The 18,947-nt window shown below is 62.7% G+C and carries 15 protein-coding genes; 7 read left to right on the forward strand and 8 right to left on the reverse strand.

The window, feature by feature from the left end:
• Positions 1–222 precede the first annotated feature (222 nt).
• Positions 223–2,427 (forward strand): catalase/peroxidase HPI, encoded by a 2,205-nt coding sequence (katG, locus tag G7048_RS20695; RefSeq protein WP_166069947.1) that lies wholly within the window; start codon positions 223–225, stop codon positions 2,425–2,427.
• A 98-nt stretch (positions 2,428–2,525) separates the two neighbouring features.
• Positions 2,526–3,227 carry an HAD family hydrolase gene (locus G7048_RS20700; protein WP_166069948.1) on the forward strand — a complete coding sequence of 234 codons (702 nt, stop codon included), beginning with the start codon at positions 2,526–2,528 and terminating at the stop codon, positions 3,225–3,227.
• Between the two features lie 21 nt (positions 3,228–3,248).
• Here G7048_RS20700 and G7048_RS20705 read toward each other — a convergent pair whose 3' ends face one another.
• The 5 genes from G7048_RS20705 to G7048_RS20725 all read right to left on the reverse strand — a co-directional run bounded on the left by G7048_RS20705 (position 3,249) and on the right by G7048_RS20725 (position 7,431).
• Positions 3,249–4,286 (reverse strand): tripartite tricarboxylate transporter substrate binding protein, encoded by a 1,038-nt coding sequence (locus G7048_RS20705; protein ID WP_166069949.1) that lies wholly within the window; start codon positions 4,284–4,286, stop codon positions 3,249–3,251.
• Positions 4,287–4,399: 113 nt separating this feature from the next.
• On the reverse strand, positions 4,400–4,729 hold the full coding sequence (locus G7048_RS20710) for a DUF962 domain-containing protein (RefSeq protein ID WP_166069950.1): 330 nt from the start codon (positions 4,727–4,729) through the stop codon (positions 4,400–4,402).
• A gap of 112 nt (positions 4,730–4,841) precedes the next feature.
• Positions 4,842–5,651, reverse strand: a complete 810-nt coding sequence (locus G7048_RS20715) for an alpha/beta fold hydrolase (RefSeq protein WP_166069951.1) — start codon at positions 5,649–5,651, stop codon at positions 4,842–4,844.
• Positions 5,648–6,127, reverse strand: a complete 480-nt coding sequence (locus tag G7048_RS20720; protein WP_166069952.1) for a GNAT family acetyltransferase — start codon at positions 6,125–6,127, stop codon at positions 5,648–5,650. Before G7048_RS20720 ends, G7048_RS20715 begins: the two co-directional genes overlap by 4 nt.
• Before the next feature lie 5 nt (positions 6,128–6,132).
• Positions 6,133–7,431 carry an O-acetylhomoserine aminocarboxypropyltransferase gene (locus tag G7048_RS20725; protein WP_166069953.1) on the reverse strand — a complete coding sequence of 433 codons (1,299 nt, stop codon included), beginning with the start codon at positions 7,429–7,431 and terminating at the stop codon, positions 6,133–6,135.
• Positions 7,432–7,546: 115 nt separating this feature from the next.
• On the opposite strand from G7048_RS20725, the gene G7048_RS20730 reads away from it, so the two are divergent.
• Positions 7,547–7,996 (forward strand): CBS domain-containing protein, encoded by a 450-nt coding sequence (locus tag G7048_RS20730; RefSeq protein WP_166069954.1) that lies wholly within the window; start codon positions 7,547–7,549, stop codon positions 7,994–7,996.
• A 240-nt stretch (positions 7,997–8,236) separates the two neighbouring features.
• On the opposite strand, the gene G7048_RS20735 is transcribed toward G7048_RS20730, so the two are convergent.
• Together G7048_RS20735 and G7048_RS20740 are read right to left on the reverse strand one after the other, a co-directional pair.
• A complete protein-coding gene (locus tag G7048_RS20735) occupies positions 8,237–9,391 on the reverse strand; it encodes an acyltransferase (RefSeq protein ID WP_166069955.1) in 1,155 nt (384 codons plus the stop codon).
• A gap of 261 nt (positions 9,392–9,652) precedes the next feature.
• Positions 9,653–10,933, reverse strand: a complete 1,281-nt coding sequence (locus G7048_RS20740; RefSeq protein ID WP_166069956.1) for a citrate synthase family protein — start codon at positions 10,931–10,933, stop codon at positions 9,653–9,655.
• 106 nt (positions 10,934–11,039) lie between these two features.
• Between G7048_RS20740 and G7048_RS20745 the strand changes: the two genes are divergently transcribed.
• Genes G7048_RS20745 through G7048_RS20760 form a run of 4 tightly spaced genes read left to right on the forward strand, consistent with a single transcriptional unit; the run spans position 11,040 to position 16,790 of the window.
• The gene (locus tag G7048_RS20745; protein WP_166069957.1) at positions 11,040–12,479 is read left to right on the forward strand and encodes a CoA transferase; all 1,440 of its coding nucleotides are present in this window, start codon (positions 11,040–11,042) and stop codon (positions 12,477–12,479) included.
• Positions 12,480–12,503: 24 nt separating this feature from the next.
• Entirely contained in the window at positions 12,504–13,604 is a 1,101-nt protein-coding gene (aroC, locus tag G7048_RS20750) for a chorismate synthase (protein WP_166069958.1), read from the forward strand.
• Between the two features lie 11 nt (positions 13,605–13,615).
• A complete protein-coding gene (locus tag G7048_RS20755; protein WP_240933049.1) occupies positions 13,616–14,950 on the forward strand; it encodes a cobyrinate a,c-diamide synthase in 1,335 nt (444 codons plus the stop codon).
• Positions 14,951–15,008: 58 nt separating this feature from the next.
• A complete protein-coding gene (locus G7048_RS20760; protein ID WP_166069959.1) occupies positions 15,009–16,790 on the forward strand; it encodes a bifunctional UDP-sugar hydrolase/5'-nucleotidase in 1,782 nt (593 codons plus the stop codon).
• Between the two features lie 12 nt (positions 16,791–16,802).
• On the opposite strand, the gene G7048_RS20765 is transcribed toward G7048_RS20760, so the two are convergent.
• On the reverse strand, positions 16,803–18,938 hold the full coding sequence (locus tag G7048_RS20765; protein ID WP_166069960.1) for a 3-hydroxyacyl-CoA dehydrogenase NAD-binding domain-containing protein: 2,136 nt from the start codon (positions 18,936–18,938) through the stop codon (positions 16,803–16,805).
• Positions 18,939–18,947 lie beyond the last annotated feature (9 nt).

Raw genomic sequence — 18,947 nt, forward strand, 5'->3', positions numbered from 1 at the left:
CTGCATCGCTGACGATGCTTGGCAGAAAGCGTCTGCGTCCGACGAGGGTTTGCGTGACTTTTCCCTATGATGGACTTGCGTATATTCAATCGCCAAAAGCGCGCGAAATGGGCTTGTCACCCACATAATTTATAGCAATCGCTCAAGAGTTGTTAATTGTTTTATCGCCGCTGGTGCCGCAAGGCAAACAGTGCTCTGTTAGTTTGAACTGGAGAACCCCCGATGACGACTGAATCCAAGTGCCCCTTCCACCAAGGCCAGAACAGCGAGACCGCTGCCGAAGGCAACGGCACCACCAACCGCGACTGGTGGCCCAACCAACTGCGCGTGGACCTGCTGAACCAGCACTCGACCAAGAGCAACCCGCTGGGCGAGTCGTTCAACTACGCCGACGAATTCAAGAAGCTCGACTACGAAGCCGTCAAGCGCGATCTGCGTGCGTTGATGACCGATTCGCAGGACTGGTGGCCGGCCGACTTCGGTCACTACGGTCCGCAATTCATCCGCATGGCATGGCACGCCGCAGGCACGTATCGCGTGCAGGATGGCCGTGGCGGTGCAGGCCGTGGTCAGCAACGTTTTGCGCCCCTCAATTCCTGGCCGGACAACGTCAACATCGACAAGTCGCGTCGCCTGCTGTGGCCCATCAAGCAGAAGTACGGCAACAAGCTGTCGTGGGCCGATCTGATGATCCTCACCGGCAACGTGGCGCTTGAAACCATGGGCTTTCGCACGTTCGGCTTTGCCGGTGGCCGTGTCGACACCTGGGAACCCGATCAGGACGTGTACTGGGGCGCTGAAAAAGAGTGGCTCGCCACCAGCGACAAGCCCAACAGCCGCTACAGCGGCGACCGCGATCTGGAAAACCCGCTGGCCGCCGTGCAGATGGGACTGATCTACGTGAACCCCGAAGGTCCGGACGGCAATGGCGACCCGATCTCCGCAGCCCACGACATCCGCGACACCTTCGCCCGCATGGCGATGGACGATGAAGAAACCGTGGCGCTGATCGCCGGTGGCCACACCTTCGGCAAGACCCACGGCGCAGGCCCCGCAAGCAACGTTGGCTCCGATCCAGAAGCTTCGGGCCTTGAAGCACAAGGCCTTGGCTGGCACAGCAGCTTCGGCACCGGCAGCGGCAAGGACGCCATCACTTCGGGCCTCGAAGTGACCTGGACGCAGACCCCCGCGCAGTGGAGCAATTTCTTCTTCGAGAACCTGTTCAAGTTCGAATGGGTGAAGGAAAAGAGCCCTGCAGGCGCAACGCAGTGGGTGGCCAAGGACGCAGGCGATGTCATTCCCGATGCGCACGGCGGTCCCAACAAGAAGCCCACGATGCTGACGACCGACATCTCGCTCATCAAAGATCCAGCCTACGAAAAGATCTCGCGCCGCTTCCTCGAAAACCCGCAGGCTTTCGCTGACGCCTTTGCCCGCGCCTGGTTCAAGCTGACCCACCGCGACATGGGCCCACGCGCCCGTTACCTCGGCCCCGAAGTGCCGAAGGAAGAACTGCTCTGGCAAGACGTGATTCCTGCCGTCAAGCACCCACTGCTGAACGACGCCGACGTGGCCGCGCTCAAGGCCAAGGTGCTGGCATCGGGCCTCACGGTGCAGGAACTGGTCGGCACGGCCTGGGCTTCCGCCTCCACCTTCCGCGGCTCCGACAAGCGCGGCGGCGCCAACGGTGCGCGCATTCGTCTGGCTCCGCAAAAGGACTGGCAAGTCAACCAGCCGGAACAACTCGCCAAGGTGCTCGCCAAGCTGGAAGACATCCAGCGCGAATTCAACAAGGCGGCTGATGGTGACAAGCGCGTTTCGATGGCCGATCTGATCGTGCTGGCAGGCAATGCCGGTGTCGAAAAGGCCGCTGCGGATGCGGGCGTGCAGGTCTCGGTGCCATTCAACGCCGGTCGCGGCGATGCGGCACAGGACCAGACCGATGTGGAGTCCATCAACTTCCTCCAGCCCAAGGCTGACGGCTTCCGCAATCACCTGCAAGGCAAGTTCCCCGCGCCTGCTGAAGCGCTGCTGATCGACAAGGCCCAGTTGCTGACGCTGGCCGCCCCCGAGCTGACCGTGCTGATCGGTGGCCTGCGCGCCATCAACATCAACACCGGCGGCAGCGAACACGGCGTGCTGACCCAGACACCGGGCAAGCTGACGAACGACTTCTTCGTCAACCTGCTCGACATGGGCACCCAGTGGAAGGCCGCAGCCGACGGCACCTACGAAGGCGTGGACCGCAAGACCGGCGCCAAGAAGTGGACCGGCACGCGTGTCGACCTGGTCTTCGGCTCCAACGCCGTCCTGCGCGCAGTGGCCGAGGTGTATGCCGAAGCCGGCTCGAAGGAAAAGCTGGTCAAGGACTTCGTGGCCGCCTGGGCCAAGGTGATGGATCTGGATCGCTTCGATTTGAAGAAGTGATGCCCTGATCCTTCTTCACGGCTGACGACAAAAGCGCCCAAGTGGCGCTTTTGTCTTTGGGGCCTTGTTGTCTTGCTTGCTCGGTTATTCTCGGACGCATGCACGAACTAGACACCTCCCGCATCAAAGCCATCACCATCGATCTGGACGACACCCTCTGGCCCGTGTGGCCGACGATCACTCGCGCGGAGGAGGTGCTCGCTGAATGGCTCAAGCACCACGCACCTGCCACGGCGGCGGCCTATCCGGATTCGCGTTCGCTGCGCAAGATTCGCGAGCGCATCGAGCTGGAGCGGCCCGAGCTGCGGATGGATCTGAGCGCGATGCGGCGCGAGTCGATTCGTGCGGCGCTTGCGGAAAGTGGTGACGATCCGGCGTTGGCGGAACCTGCATTCGAGCTGTTCTTCGACGAGCGCCAGAAGGTGGTGCTGTTCGATGACGCGCTCGACACGCTGGAGTTTCTGGCGTCACGCTATCCGGTGGTCGCGATTTCCAACGGCAATGCGGATGTGCATCGCGTGGGCATCGGGCGCTTTTTCAAGGCGTCGCTCAGTGCGCAGAATTTCGGCATCGCCAAGCCCGATGTGCGCATCTTTCACGCGGGTGCGAAGCAGGCGGGGCATGCTTCGGGTGCGGTGCTGCACATCGGTGATGACGCCAAGCTCGATGTGGTCGGCGCGCTTGATGCGGGCATGCAGACGGCTTGGTTGAACATGAAAGAAAAAGCGTGGGAGCTGGATTCGACCAGACCCCACGCCACGGTGACCTCGCTGGCCGAGCTGCGCACCATTCTGAGTTGAAGGTGCGCTGACCAAGGGGGCTCAGTCCGGCTTCACCCCCGCACGCTTGAGCACCTTCTGCCAGCGCTGTTGCTCGGTCGAAATGAATTGCGCAAACTGCGCTGGCGTGCCGCCGATGGCTTCGGCTGCGTCGCCTTGCAGGCGCTTTTGCGAGTCGGGGGCCTTCACGGCCTTGGCGCATTCGACGGCGAGTTTGTCGATGTATTCCTGCTTCATGGTGGATGGCGCGAGTATGCCGTACCACTGGGTCATTTCAAAGCCGGGGAAGCCTTGTTCGGCCACGGTCGGCACGTCTGGGATCTGCGGCAGGCGCTGGGTGGAGCCCGTTGCGATGCAGCGCACTTTGCCCGATTTGATGAACGGGAGCAGGGCGGCAGCGCCCACGGATGCGGCGTCGAGACGACCCGCGAGCAGGTCCTGCATCATCGGGCCGGTGCCGCGATAGGGCACGTGCAGCATGAAGAAGTCGGCCGTCATCTTGAGGTACTCGAACGCGAGGTGACCCGCGCTGCCATTGCCTGCCGAGCCGTAGCTGAGCTTGCCGGGGTTCTTCTTGGCGTAGGCGATCAGCTCGCGCAGGTTCTTGACGGGCACGTCGGGATGCACGACATAGAGGCTCGGCACCTTGGCGAGCAGCGAGACGGGCTTGAAGTCCTTGTTCGCGTCGTAGGGCAGTTTCTCGAAGATGTAGGGGTTCACCGCCAGCGTGCCGATGTGGCCGAGGATGACGGTGTGTTGATCGTCCGCGCGCGCGACTTCCTGCATGGCGATGTTGCCTGCCGCACCGGGTTTGTTGTCCACGTAGACGCTTTGGCCGAGTTGCTTGGTCAGCTCGGCAGCAGTGGAGCGCGCCACGATTTCGGAGCTTCCTCCGGGCGCGAACGGCACGACGAAGCGCACCGATTTGCTGGGCCAGGCGGTTTCTGCATGCGCCCCGGCAGGAAGCAGCCCGGCCAACGTGGAGCCACCTGCCAGGGCCAATAGGTGGCGGCGGTTCAGCTTGCTCAGCGAAAGGGCGCGAACGCGGTCGCGCAGCAGTTGGTCGGGAGTGATCATCATTTTTGTCCCCAATGGAAAGTACGGGAGCACTGTTGTCTATAGATAGGCCCCATCTTGCCGTCTCAGGCTGTCGATTGGCTGTCAGAAAGATACGGGTTTTCGCGGGGGGATGATCAGAATGTGATCTTGCCGGTCAACATGTCCCGCCACATCACCCAGTCGCCGCGAAAGCTGAACAGAGGGCGCTTGAAGCTGGCGGGGCGGTTTTTCTCGAAGACGAAATGTCCGATCCATGCAAAGCCGTAGCCGCTCACGATGGCTGCGATGAGATACCAGATGTGGCCGGTAACGACGAGGCCGATCAGAAACAGCAGGGAGAGCGAGGTGCCGATGAAATGCAGTCGCCGGCAGGTGCGGTTGCTGTGCTCCTGCAGGTAGAACGGGTAGAACTCGGCGAAGGTCTTGAACGTGCGTGGGTCTACCGATGAGGACGGTGGAGACATGATGGACTCCTTTCAGCCAAGAGCCATGGGTCTCCAGAGTTATACGCCCGGCTTGGCGAAAGGCCTAAACCGGACGTGTTTCAGGGGATTGGACGAACGCAGTGAGGCTCGTTCAACGCGCCAGAAAGTCGCGGATGGCGAACAGCGTCTGGTCGGGCGCTTCGGTCATCTGGTTGTGGCCGCTGGAGAGCTTGGCGACGCTGATCTGTTTGCCTGCGGCTTTGGCGGCGTCCATCAAACCCTTGGCAGCCTTGGGCGGCGTCATCTGGTCCTGATCGCCGAGCGCGAACAGCACCGGGCAGGTGAGTGCGGCCATCGCCGCTTCGCCGCCTGCGTAGGTGTCGCAGGCGTTGAAGCCGGTGTAGAGCAGATTGGTGTCGGCATTGCTTGCCAGCACGCGTTTGCCGAGGGCCACGCCCGCGCCGAACACCCAACTGCCAGCGCCATTGGGCGGTGACAGCGTGGCGCGCGAGAACACGTTGATCATGTTGATGGCCTGATCGGGCGCTTTCACGGCGGATTCGAGCAGCGCGGGCGAGACCTTCATGGGATAAGCCGTGCCGACCAGCACCAGATGGCTCACGCGCTCCTTGAGTTGCGCGGCGGCCTGCATGGCGATCAGGCTGCCCCAGCTGTGGCCGATGAGCGCCGCTTTTTCCAGACCTTGGGCGTCCATCAACTGGCCGATGAAGGTGGCCGCTTCTTCCACACTGGTCGGTGCTTTGCCGCCACTCTTGCGGTGGCCGGGCAGGTCAATGGCGAGCACATTCCAGCCGTGGTTGGCCATGTAGCGGCTTTGCAGCGCCCACACACTGTGGTCGCACAGCACGCCGTGGATGAAGATGGCGGTGGGCTTGGCGGCGTCGAAGGACTTGCCGCCGGTGTAGGCGTAAATTGGGGCGCCATGGACGTCGATGTTCATGCGCGTGTCTCCTGAGAAATAGGTGTTGGGTGGGGGGCCGCCGCTGCCTGTGCTGGCAGATCGGGAATCAGCCGTTTGCCGAGCGAGACCGTGTGATCGTTGGTGTAGCCAATGCGTTCGTAGAAGGCGATCACCGCGTCGTTGCCGCTGCGGATCTGCAGGCTCAGCTTGGGGCAGCCGCGCTCGGTGAGCATGGCTTCGCCGCGCTGCATCAGCGTGCGCGCATGGCCCTTGCGTTGGTGCGCGGGATGCACGGCCAGGTAATTCACCCAGCCGCGATGGCCCTCGTAGCCGAACATCACGCTGGCGATGATCTCGCCGCCGTCATCGACGCCGACAAGAAACATCTCGGGTTGCACCGACAGCTTGCGCTCGATGTCCTTGTACGGATTGTTCCAGAGACGTGTGAGCCCGCAGTCGTTCCACAGCTGGACGACGGCTTGCGTATCCGCAATGGCAAACGCGCGAATCTGCATGGCGATCAGGCGGCCTTCTCCGCAGCCTTCAACGCGCGCTTCAGATCGTCGATCAGGTCGTCGGCGTCTTCCAGACCGATGGACAGGCGGATCGTGCCTTGGCTGATGCCGGCTTGCGACAGCGCTTCGTCGGTCATGCGGAAGTGGGTGGTGCTGGCGGGGTGAATCACCAGCGAGCGGCAGTCGCCCACGTTGGCCAGGTGGCTGAAGACCTTCAGCGTTTCGATGAACTTCTTGCCTTGGTTGCGGTTGCCGTTGATGTCGAAACTGAATACCGAACCCGCACCGCGCGGCAGCAGTTTCTTGGCAAGTGCGTGCGACGAGTGCGTCTCCAGCATGGGGTGGCCGACGCGGCTGACCAGCGGATGGCTGGCGAGGAACTGCACCACCTTTTCGGTGTTGCGCATGTGTTTTTCCATGCGCAGCGGCAGCGTTTCGATGCCTTGCAGAATCAGCCACGCGGTGTGCGGGCTCATGCAGGCGCCGAAGTCGCGCAGGCCTTCGCGGCGGGCGCGCAGCAGGAAGGCGCCGGTTGTGCTTTCCTCGCTGAAGACCATGTTGTGAAAGCCGTCGTAGGCCTCGGTCAGCTCGGGGAATTTGCCGGATTTTTCCCAGTCGAAACTGCCGCCATCGACCACGATGCCGCCGACCACCGTGCCGTGGCCCGAGAGGAATTTGGTGGCCGAGTGGTAGACGATGTCCGCGCCATGCTCGAACGGCTTGATCAGCCACGGCGAGGTGAGGGTCGAATCGACCAGCAGCGGCACGCCTGCCTCATGCGCGATCTGCGAGATGGTGGGAATGTCGAGCACGTCGAGGCCCGGATTGCCCACGGTTTCGCCGAAGAACAGCTTGGTGTTGGGGCGCACGGCAGCCTTCCAGCCGTCGACGTCGCCAGGCTTCACGAAGGTGGTTTCGATGCCGAAGCGCGCCAGCGTGTAGTGCAGCAGGTTCTGGCTGCCGCCGTAGAGCGCGGTGCTGGCGACGATGTGGCTGCCCGCGCCCATGAGCGTGGCGATCGACAGGTGCAGCGCGGCCTGGCCGCTGGCGACGGCAATCGCACCCACGCCGCCTTCGAGCGCCGACACGCGCTGCTCCAGCACTGCGTTGGTCGGATTGCTGATGCGGCTGTAGACGTGGCCGGGGCGCTCCAGATTGAACAGGCTGGCCGCGTGGTCGCTGGATTCGAAGACGAACGAGGTCGTCAGATGGATGGGAACGGCGCGTGCGCCTGTGGCGGGATCGGGCTGCGTGCCGGCGTGCAAGGACAGCGTATCGAAGCCTGGGTCGGAATATCCGGGCATTCATGTCTCCAAGATGATCAAATTGCCTGCAATTGTGGGCTATATTTCCGAAAGATTCGGTCTGCGGCGGCTCTTAGGTGACAGTCGTCCGTAGCAGACCCTAAGGAGATACCCCATGAAAGTCAGCGACATCCTGCGTGTCAAGGGCAATACGCTCTATACCGCGACCCCCGACGAACCCCTTGCGCAGGCGGTGGCAGTCATGTCCGAAAAAGACATTGGCTCGCTCGTCGTGATGGAGCACGGCGACTTGGTCGGCATGCTCACGTTCCGCGAAGTGATTCAGGCGTTGCAGAAGAACGGCGGCAGCGTCGGAACCATGCTGGTGCGCTCGTCGATGGACGACGCGCCGCTGACCTGCACGCTGGAAACCGACATGGACGAGGTGCGTCGGATGATGCTCAACCAACATGCGCGCTACATGCCTGTGATGGACAAGCGGATGTTGATGGGGGTGATCAGTTTTTATGACGTGGCGAAGGCTGTGGTGGACAGTCAGAACTTTGAGAACAAGTTGCTCAAGGCTTATATCCGGGATTGGCCTGAGCAGAATCAGTCGGTCTGATTCTTTGTTCTTGGGCCTTGCGCTTTTTGGAGGGCGGGTGCCGGGTCTCGCCCCGGCGGGCGAGTCACTTTTGCTTGCGCGCAAAAGTAACCAAAACGCGCTTTGAATACCTGCGGCAAAACTCACTTCGCACCGTAGGCGCTCCGTTCAGACAGCTTGCCGCAAGTCAGTTTAGAAGAGGTGTGTTTCGGCACTTCGCTTTGCTCGTGCCTGGTTCTCGCGACTTCGCGAGATTTGGGGTCAGGTGGGGGTGGCTCCGGAGCCTGAAAACTCGGGCTTTTTTCGTTTGTCTGTCCAGTTCATCAAGCCATTTCGCACACGCTTTGAAAGCGGTGCTTCCACTGCGTAGTGGAACAGCGCACCCGTGCAGACGCCGCACACCAGGTAGACCACGAACTCCATCCAGTCCAGTGCGTTGGCGTTGTGGATGCTCAGCCACGACATGATCTGCGCTGCGGCCATGAAGCCGAGTTTGTGGGTAAGGTAGATCGAGTACGAGATCGTGCCCAGCCACACCAGCCAGCGGGCGACGGGGAGCTGGATCGTTTTGCTGGCCAGCGCGATCAGCAGGAAGATCGCGAAGACGGTGAGGCCACCGTTTTCGATGGTGGGGCCGTAGAGCGTGGGCGTGTGTGTTTCGGGGACGGTGGCGAAGGCGATGGATGCGGCGAGCAGCATGGCGATGGCCAGTGGGCGCTTGGGTTGGCTCCAGTCGCGGGTGTAGAGCCAGCCGGCAAACAGGCCGAACACGAATTCCCAGACCATGGGGTTGACCAGCAGCGCCAGATAGTGGCTGCCGCTGACCGCTGGCTGGTGGTAGAACGACAGATTCCATTCCTGCTGGAGCAACGGGTAGAGCACCAGTCCCGGTGCGAGCAGGGCGGCGACGATCCACCAGCGCCATTTTTTCGAGAACAGCGAAATGGCGATCACCACGTAGAAATAGGCCTCGAAGCAAAGCGTCCAGGCCACGTCCACGGGCAGCAGGAAGAATTCGGATGCCTTGGCGCTGACTGGGCGGAAGACGAGCTGGCTCACGACCTCGGCGAAGTAGGCGGCAGGAAATTCTCCCGCCTTCATCCACGCCATGCCCAGATAGATCAGGCTCACCACCAGAAACAGCGGCCAGATGCGGGCAAAGCGCTTGATCCCGAAGTCAGCCACGTAACGGCGTGAGCCGTCGCAGTTCTGCGTGGTCAAGTACATGATGAAGCCGCTGATCACGAAGAACAGGTCTACGCCCAGTGCGCCGTGGGCGAAGTATTTCCACGCAAGCTCTTTGTGGGCCGGTTGCGAAAGAGTCCAACCGGCATGCGTGACGACGACAAAGACCGCGGCGAAGCCGCGCAAGGCTTGCAACCAATCGATGGTTGCCCCTTGACGAGGGTGAGACATGGGTGCGGCGGGGAGGTGGCTTGTTGCGGCGGTGTTGGGCTACGGACAGCTTCTTGCGCAACAGGACGGAGAGGCAGCGTTCTGCAAGGGCTCGTTCAAAACAGCGGCTGTCTGTCAGGCACGAGCCTTGTGGCGAAAGGCGTGAAGGGAGCGCGAACTGAAAAGGCTCAAGAAATAAAGTCAGCGACCATTCGCTGGTCCGACGATTATCCGTGTAAATGTAAGCGGTGTACGAAAAAAATTCAGTCAACCACCTTGCTTTCAGCGGAAGCGCACGAGCCTTCGCGTGGCGTCATGTGTGCTTGTTCCCGGTGGTGATGAAACGTGCTCATCCTCCACCGGGTAGACAGCCCGAGGCCGAATCAACTGGCCGCTGGCGACCTGTTCCTGAGCGTGCGCCATCCAGCCGACGGATCGGCCCAGCGCGAACAAAACGAAGGCCGTGCCACGCGGCAGTTGCAGGCTGCGCTGGATGGCGACGAGGGCGTAGTCGAGGCTGGGATGGAGGCCCGTCAGTTCAAGCACCTTGGCCGTGAGACTTTGCACTTCCGGCTGCGTGGGCATGGCGGCGAGCAAGGCACTGCTGCGCGGATCACCCTGCGGGTAGAGCGGGTGCCCAAAGCCAGCGCAGTAGCTGGGTGTTTGTCCGATCTGAGTTTCGTGCAGAAGCCTTTGCAGACTGCTGGCCAGCCCACCGGTGTCGCGACTGCTTGCGTGCCAGTCGTCCCAATGCTGATCGATCAGCGCGGCCATTCCGCCATGCTTGGGGCCGGACAGTGCGGCAAGGCCCGCGCCCAGGCTGGCGTGCAGACTCGCTCCGGTCGATGCCACCACGCGCACGGCGAAGGTCGAGGCGTTGAGTTCGTGATCCGCGCAGAGCACGAGTGCGCGGCGCAACAGGTCGGCGGCGTCATCGGTCAACTGCCAATGTTGCTGCAAGCGCTGGTGAATCGGCGTGGCGCAGTCTTCAGAAGAAAACGGCTGGCCGAGCAGGGCGGAGCACATGGCATGGACATACGGCATCTGTGCTTCGCAAGTCGCAGTCGCGTCTTTTGCAAGTGACGTGGCCATGTCAAACCAGCGGGTCAGCACCTGGCTTGCATTGGGCAGTGGTTCGCCGCTGCGTGGAGAGACTGGTGGCTTGATTTGTTTGGGCGCCCGCATTGGTTCGCATTGCCAAAGCAGCGCGGCCACGTCTTCCAGCGATGCGTGTTCGGCTAGTTCCACCGCGTTGCGTCCCCGGTAGAAGAATTGCCCGTCCGAGACCCGCGTGATCGCAGACGGCAGCACGGCCTGTCCCCAGTCGAGGGCTGACTGCGCCACCTTGGCGGGATTGCGTATGGCGGCGCGCTGACGGGCCAGCCGCGTCACGTCGGACAGCAGATAGCTGCTGCCCTTTTGTTGGGGCAAACGCTGGGCGCGCAAGAGTCCACGGCTGACATAGCTGTACAAGCTGGCGCGCTTCACGCCCAGCAAGGTGGCCGCTTCTTCGGCGGAAATCCATGGGGAATCTGGAGGTGTTGCGGGCTTGCTGGAAGGCATGCCGCATTATCTGGCGTGCGGTGTGGATTGGCCCGATCAAGATTGACCGATGCGGGTCGCGCTGCTGCAATGCGCCCCATGAACAGCCTGTTGTGGAGCGTTGAAGATGAGCGATGAAGCAGTTTCTGTGGCGAGCGATGTTCTCGCTGACCTTTGGCAGAAGGCCGGATTGCCGATGGATGCATTGCAGCGCGCCAGCCTTCATGGAGCAGCGCATGGCTTTGATAGCAGCTTTGCCGTGGATGTCGCCGCGCAATCGGCCATTGCGGCGGCGGCGTTGGCTGCGACCGAGATCGATCTGTGGCGCACGCCCGATGTGCCACCTCAGCAGGTGAGCATCGACGTGCAGCACGCGCTTGCCGAAACCACGGCCTATTTCACGTTGAACGGCGAACGGCCGCCCATCTGGGCAGCGGTATCAGGACTGTATGCCTGCGGCGGCAGTATCAGCAGCGACAGCGGCCAGCCGGGCCATGTGCGAATCCACGCCAACTTTGCGCACCATCGCGATGGTGCTTTGCGTTTGCTGGGTTTGCCCGAGGGTGAGGGCACGAGCCGCGCGCAGGTGCAGCAGGCGCTCCAGCGCTGGAGTGCCATCGACTTCGAGACGCAAGCCACGAAGGCTGGGCTGGTGGTGGCGGCGGTGCGAACGGCCGAAGAATGGCAGGCCAGCGCCATGCATGCGGTGATCGCGGGGCAGCCGTTGGTGCAGATCACGCGCGTCGGTGATGCCAAGCCGTTGGTCTGGCCTGCAAAGTCGGCGGACCAGCCGCCGCTTTCGGGCCTCAAGGTGCTGGATCTCACGCGCATTCTGGCGGGGCCCGTCAGCGCGCGCACGCTGGCGGCTTATGGGGCGGACGTGTTGATGATCAATTCGCCGCATCTGCCGAACATCGAGTCGATTGCCGATATGAGCCGTGGCAAGCGCTCGGCTTGGCTGGACTTGAAAAGCGATGCGGGCGTGCAAGCCATGCGCGGATTGCTGCAGGATGCCCATGTGTTCATTCAGGGCTACCGGCCCGGCGGTCTGCAGCGGCTGGGGTTGGGCGTGGCCGATGTGGCGCGTCTGCGGCCCGGCATTGTCTGCGGCAGTCTTTCCGCTTACGGGCGCGAGGGGCCTTGGGCGGACAAGCGCGGTTTTGATTCGCTGGTGCAGACAGTCACCGGCATCAATGCTGACGAAGCGCTGGCTTTCCACACCTCGGAACCGCGCGCTTTGCCGATGCAGATTCTGGATTACTGCGCGGGATTTCTGTTGGCCTTTTGCGTGCAGGCTGCTTTGCTGCGGCAGGCCGAGCAGGGCGGAAGCTGGCATGTGGAGGTGTCGCTCGCGCGCGTCGCGCAGTGGCTCAGGAACATGGGGCGCAGGTCGGTGGACCCACAGTCGCCAGACGTCAAACCGTTGATCGCGCCTTGGCTGGAGACCACCGCCAGCGGCTTTGGCGAGCTGCGCGCGGTGACCCATGCGGCGCAGTTGTCGAGAACGCCCGCCTGCTACAGGCACCCCTCGGTGCCGCCGGGAACCGATCAGCCTGTCTGGATATGAGCTTCCGGCGATAATGCGCGTCTTATGAGCGGCAACACACTTGGTACCCTTTTCTGCGTCACCAACTTTGGTGAATCCCATGGCCCGGCCGTTGGCTGCGTGATCGACGGTTGCCCGCCCGGCATGTCGCTCACCGAGGCCGATATCCAGATCGATCTGGACCGTCGCCGTCCTGGCACGAGCCGCCACGTCACCCAGCGCAACGAATCCGACACGGTCGAGATTCTGTCGGGTGTGTACGAAGGCAAGACCACCGGCACGCCGATCGCGCTGCTGATCCGCAATACGGACCAGCGCAGCAAGGACTACTCCAACATCGCCCAGAGCTTTCGCCCCGGTCATGCGGACTACACCTACTTCCAGAAGTACGGCATTCGCGATCCGCGCGGTGGTGGCCGTTCTTCTGCGCGCCTGACTGCGCCGACCGTGGCTGCGGGTGCCGTCGCCAAGAAGTGGCTCAAGGAAAAATACGGTGCCGAGTTCCGCGCCTGCATGACGCAGATCGGTGAGATCGACATCCCGTTCGAGAGCTGGGAACACGTGCCCAACAATCCGTTCTTTGCGCCCACAGCCAATGTGCAGCCGTACGAGGACTACATGGACGCGCTGCGCAAGTCCGGCGATTCCTGCGGTGCCAAGGTGCGCGTGCAGGCCACCGGCGTGCCGGTCGGTCTGGGCGAGCCGCTGTATGACAAGCTCGACGCCGACATCGCCCACGTGATGATGGGACTGAACGCGGTGAAGGCCGTGGAGATCGGCGCGGGTTTCGAGAGCGTCGTGCAACGCGGCACCACGCATGGCGATTCGCTCACGCCGCAAGGCTTCGAGAGCAACAACGCGGGCGGCATTCTGGGCGGCATCAGCTCCGGCCAGGACATTGAAGTGAGCATCGGCATAAAGCCGACCAGCTCCATCATCAGCCCGCGCGATTCGATCAACACGCTGGGTGAGCCGGTGGAAGTGATCACCAAGGGCCGTCACGATCCTTGCGTCGGCATCCGCGCCGCGCCGATTGCCGAAGCGCTGCTGGCACTGGTCATCATGGACCACGCGCTGCGCCATCGCGGCCAGTGCGGCGATGTGGATTCGGGCCTCGCGCCGATTCCTGCCCACAAGCAGGGCTGAGCACGCAGCCCGTGTCCTGTCCGGTTCTGTTGGTGGCTGCCCCCGCGTCGGGGCAGGGCAAGACCACGATCACCGCCGCGCTCGCGCACCTGCTGCATGCGCGCGGCAAGCGTGTGCAGGTCTTCAAGTGCGGGCCTGATTTTCTCGATCCCACCTGGCTGGCGCTCGCAAGCGGTCAGGCCGTCGACAACCTCGACTTGGCAATGTGCGGCAAGGCCGACATCCAGCGTCGCTTGGCCCTTGCCACGCAGCACAACGATGTGGTGTTGATCGAAGGCGTGATGGGGCTGTTCGACGGCTCGCGCAGCGCCGCAGACATGGCTGCGCTGTGGAGTCTGCCGATTCTGTTGGTGATCGATTCGTCGTCGATGGCTGAGACTTTTGGCGCGGTGGCCTTTGGCTTGGCCAAGTACCGGCCGGGTCTGCGCATCGCGGGCGTGCTCGCCAACCGCGTCGCCAGCGAACGCCATGCAGGCATGCTGCGCGCCAGCATGCCGCCGGATGTGCCATGGCTCGGGCAGGTCATGCGCCAACAGAAAGACAAGACACCGATTCCATCGCGCCATCTGGGTCTGGTGGCCGCCGATGAAATGAGCGACGGCCACGCGCGCATCGCGCAGGTTGCCGAATCGCTCGCGCAATCCGATCTGGGGCAGCTCGATTGGTCGCAGTGGCAGGAACGCTGGGGCGTGGAGATTCCAGCGCCTGCTTCGGACGATCCGCCAACGCGATTGCTCGAAGGCCGCCGCATCGCCATCGCGCGTGATGCCGCGTTCAGCTTCATCTACCCGGCGAACGTCGCGTTTCTGCGGGAGCAGGGCGCGGATGTGCAATTCTTCTCGCCGCTTGCGGGCGATGCCTTGCCCGAATGCGATGCGCTGTGGCTGCCCGGTGGCTATCCCGAACTGCATGCGAACACGCTGGGCACCTGTCATCGACTTGCCGCAGATATTCGCGAGCATTGGCAGGCGGGCAAGCCGATCTGGGCCGAGTGCGGCGGCATGCTGGCCTTGATGGAAGAACTGCATTGGCCGTCGAAAGACATGCGCGAGTCGCTGCTCGGCGTGATCTCCGGGGTGGTCACGCAGCATGATCGCTTGCGTGGCTTGGGCATGCAGGCGTGGGACACCCCATGGGGCAGGTTGCGCGGGCACGGCTTTCATTATTCGACCTGCGAAACCAGCCTGCCGGTGATCGCACACACGCGTCGTCTGCTTGCCGAAGATGCGGTCGATGAAGCCTCGCAGCTTGAATGCGTGCACGCACAAGGTTCGCTGCGCATGAGTTATTTTCACGCGTGGTTCGCGTCGAATCCGGTGGCCGCGGCCAAGTTGTTCACGCCTTGAACTGAACTCTTTTCGCCAACCGGTTACCAACCACTATTCAAAGGTCGGACGGGACAGCATGCAAAAGCGCTGGAATGGGTTGTGGGGCAGCGTGTGCCTGGGGCTGATGCTCTCGGGCTGCGGCGGCAGTGGCGGAATGAGTGGTGCGCGGCCTGCCGAGATGAACATCGCGCTGTTGGGCTTCAATGATTTTCACGGCAATCTGGAAGCTCCCGGCGTAGCCATCCGCACCACCAATGCAGCCGGGCAAAGCGTGGCGGTTCCGGCGGGCGGTGCGGCCTATCTTGCAGGCGCGATTGCCCAGCGACGCAGCGCCAACCAGCACATGGCGGTGGTGACGGCGGGCGACATGGTAGGCGCATCTCCGATGGTGTCGTCGCTGTTTCTGGACGAGCCCACGGTCGAGGCCCTGAACCTGATGGGCATCGATTTCTCCGCCACCGGCAACCATGAATACGATCAGGGCTCGCAGGAGCTGCTGCGCATGCAGAACGGTGGCTGCGAAAAGTACACCAGCAAAGAGCCCTGCCAGATCAGCAAGCCTTTCAAGGGCGCGCAGTTTCCGTTTCTGGCGGCGAACACCTTGCGTGCCGATGGCAGCCCGCTGTTGCGCAGTTCGGGCGTGAAGTTCTTTGAAGAAAACGGCGCACGCATCGGTGTGGGCTTCATCGGCACGACGCTCAAGACCACGCCGCGCATGGTGCGCCAGAGCGGCGTGCAAGGGCTGACGTTCGCGGACGAGGCCGATACCGCCAACGCGCTGATTCCCGCATTGCGTGCCCAGGGCGCGGACGTGATCGTGGTGCTGATCCACGAGGGCGGCTATGCCACGTCGGGGCTGCAGGACGCAAGCTGCGCGGGGCTGTCGGGCGACATCCTGCCGATTCTCGACAAGCTCTCTGCCGAGGTCGATGTGGTGATCTCAGGCCACACGCACCAGGCCTATCTGTGCGACTACCAGCGCGTGAATCCTGCCAAGCCTTTTCTGCTGACCAGCGCCGGCCGCTACGGAACGCTGCTGACCGAAGTGCAGCTCAAGGTGAACACGGCCTCGCGCAAGGTCACTGCCAAATCGGCCCGGCAGATCATTGTGCAGGGCGAGGCGATCACCACCGGCAGCACCAAGGTGCCGTTGCAAACGGAGTTTCCGGTGTTTGCCGCAGACAGCGCGGTGAGCCAACTGGTGTCCACTTACCGCACGGCGGTGGCACCGCTCGCGGCCAAGATTTCCGGCGTGTTGGACGGCAGTGCATTGCGCAGCGCGAACAGCGCGGGCGAAAGCGTGCTGGGCCGCATGGTGGCCGATTCCATGCTGCATGCCACGAGCGACGCCGCATCGGGCGGCGCGCAGATCGCCCTCATGAATTCGGGTGGCGTGCGCGCGGATCTGGTGCCCGAATCGGCATCGGGCGAGGTGACTTATGGGCAGCTTTATTCGGTGCTTCCGTTCGGCAACAACCTGGTAGTGATGAGCTATACCGGCGAGCAGTTGCAGCGCCTGCTGGAGCTGCAATTCAACAGCGGCACCAACACCGTCACGCAGCCGCGCATTCTGCAGATCTCGAACGGATTCAGCTACGAGTTCGATCTGAACCAGCCTGCGGGCCAGCGCATTGCGAACATGCGTTTGAACAACGATCCGATTCAAGCGAGCAGCACTTACCGCGTGGCGATTCAAAGTTATCTGAGCACGGGCGGCGACAACTTCTCGACCTTCACCGAAGGCAAGGATGTGATCGGCGGCATGATCGATCTCGATGCGTTCGTTGCCTATGTGCGCGAGCGCAGTGCGCAGCAGCCGATGGCGCTGCCCACCACGCCGCGCATCGTGCGGCGCTGAGTGCTCGGTGACTTAGTTTTTGTCTTGCAAACTGCTGCGCCCGCGCAGCCACGCGCTCGGGCGGAAGCGCTCGCCCACCACGTCGACCAACGCATCGCATTGCTTCACGAATTCCGCGACGCCCAGCGTGTCGATGTAAGACAGCGTTCCGCCCGTCCACGCTGGATAACCCAGTCCGAGAATCGAGCCGATGTCGCCATCGGACGACGAGGTGAGCACCGATTCTTCAAGGCAGCGTGCCGACTCCAGCGCCTGCATGCAAAGCAGGCGTGCGCGCACAGTGCTGATGTCGGGCTGCGTTTTTGCGAGGGGAAATTCTTCGGCAAGGCCTGCCCACAGGCGCTTTGTACCGTCTTCCAGAAAATCGTAGAAGCCGCCACCGCTCTTGCGTCCCAGGCGTTGGAGAGTATTCATGCGCGCGACGACTGGCGCGGCTGCCTTGCGCAGAAACTTGTCGTCCAAGCCATCGCGTTCTGCCTGGCCGATCACCAGCGCCTGCAGGTCGAGCGAGACTTCATCCGTCACTGCGAGCGGTGATGTGGCAAAGCCTGCCTGACGCGCTGCATTTTCGATGAGCGCGGGGTTGATGCCTTCGGCGAGCATCGCCATGCCTTCGTCGATGTAGGCGCAGAAGATGCGGCTGGTGTAGAAGCCGGGGCTGTCGTTCACCAGAATGGGCGTCTTGCCAAGGCGCGCGGCCAAGTCCATGGTGCGCGCGAGGGTGGCGTCGCTGGTCTCCTTGCCGTTGATGATTTCCAGCAGTGGCATGCGCGGCACGGGCGAGAAGAAGTGCATGCCGATCACTTCGTCGGGCTTGAGCCAATAGCCCGCCAGACCGCTGATCGGCAGCGTGGATGTGTTGCTGGCCCAGACGAAATTCGGTGTGCGGTCGGCGAGTGCTTGAGCGGCTTTGGCCATCAGCTCGGCCTTGGCTGCGCGGTCTTCGAAGATGGCTTCGATGACGCAATCGCTGCCCTTGAGCAATTGCAGATCGGCGGTGGCCGTGATGCGAGCGGCGATCTGCGTGGCCTTGTCACCATGCGTTTTCTGCAATGCCGCAGCAATCTTCTCGCGTGCCTGCACTGCACGTTCGGCGCTGGAGTCGATCAGCACCACGTCGATGCCTGCAACTGCAGCCACCTGTGCAATGCCTGCGCCCATCAAACCGGCACCGAGCACGCCGAGCTGGCGCACAACGTGTTTGTCGATGTTGGCGGGTCGGCGCACCAGTTGCCGCGCCTGATCCTGCTTGAGCCACAGCGTGCGGATCTGGTTGATGGTGGCGGGCTGCGCGAGCGTCTGCGCTGCGCATTGCACCTCCACCAACAGACCTGCATCGATGGGCAATTGCGTGCCTTCATACACCGTCGTCACGATGGACAGTGGCGCAGGCTGGTTGTCGTGGGTGGTCTTGCGGATGTTGGCAATCGATTCGCCAAAGCTGCGATTGGAGTGCGCGGCCAACGCGCCTGCGCCTTGCGGAATCCTGTAGCCCTTGGTGTCCCACACGGCTTGTGCTTGCGGGTGTTCCAGCACCCATTGGGCGGCTGCGGCAAGCGCCGCATCGGCAGGCAGCATCGCGCTGATCACCTTGCTTTTGAGCGCGGCGTCTGCATCCCAATTTGCATTGCCCAGCAGCATGGGCAGGGCCGATGGAATGCCGCAGAGGCGCGGCAGGCGTTGAGTTGCACCGGCCATCGGAGGAATGCCACGCTTGACGAGCGGAAGGCCGAACAGCGTGGGTTTGTCGCGCGTGGCGACGATGCGGTGATCGCACGCGAGCGCGAATTCGAGGCACAGGTCGAGGCAGTTGCCTTCGATGACGATGGCGACGGGCTTGGCGAGTTTCTCCACGCTGCGCAGCAGTTGCGAGCGCTTCAATGCCGCGTTGGCGATGGCTTGTGCATTACCGTCCTTGCAGAAATCCAGCCACGCCTGCGCGCTGGCCTGGGGCAGCCAATTGTTGCCCTTTGCGTGGATCACAAAGCCGCAAACGGAGTCTTGCGCTGCTTGCTGCTGCAAGGTGCTGACGAGCGCAGCCAATTCTGCGGGCACGACTGAATCGGATGCGTGCGAGCACTCGGGCAGTTGAATGTGCGCGACGCCGCTGTGGTCGAGTTCGACGGGAAAAAGGGAGGTGTTGGACATGGCGATTCC

This window comes from Diaphorobacter sp. HDW4B, assembly GCF_011305535.1.
Lineage (GTDB): Bacteria > Pseudomonadota > Gammaproteobacteria > Burkholderiales > Burkholderiaceae_C > Diaphorobacter_A.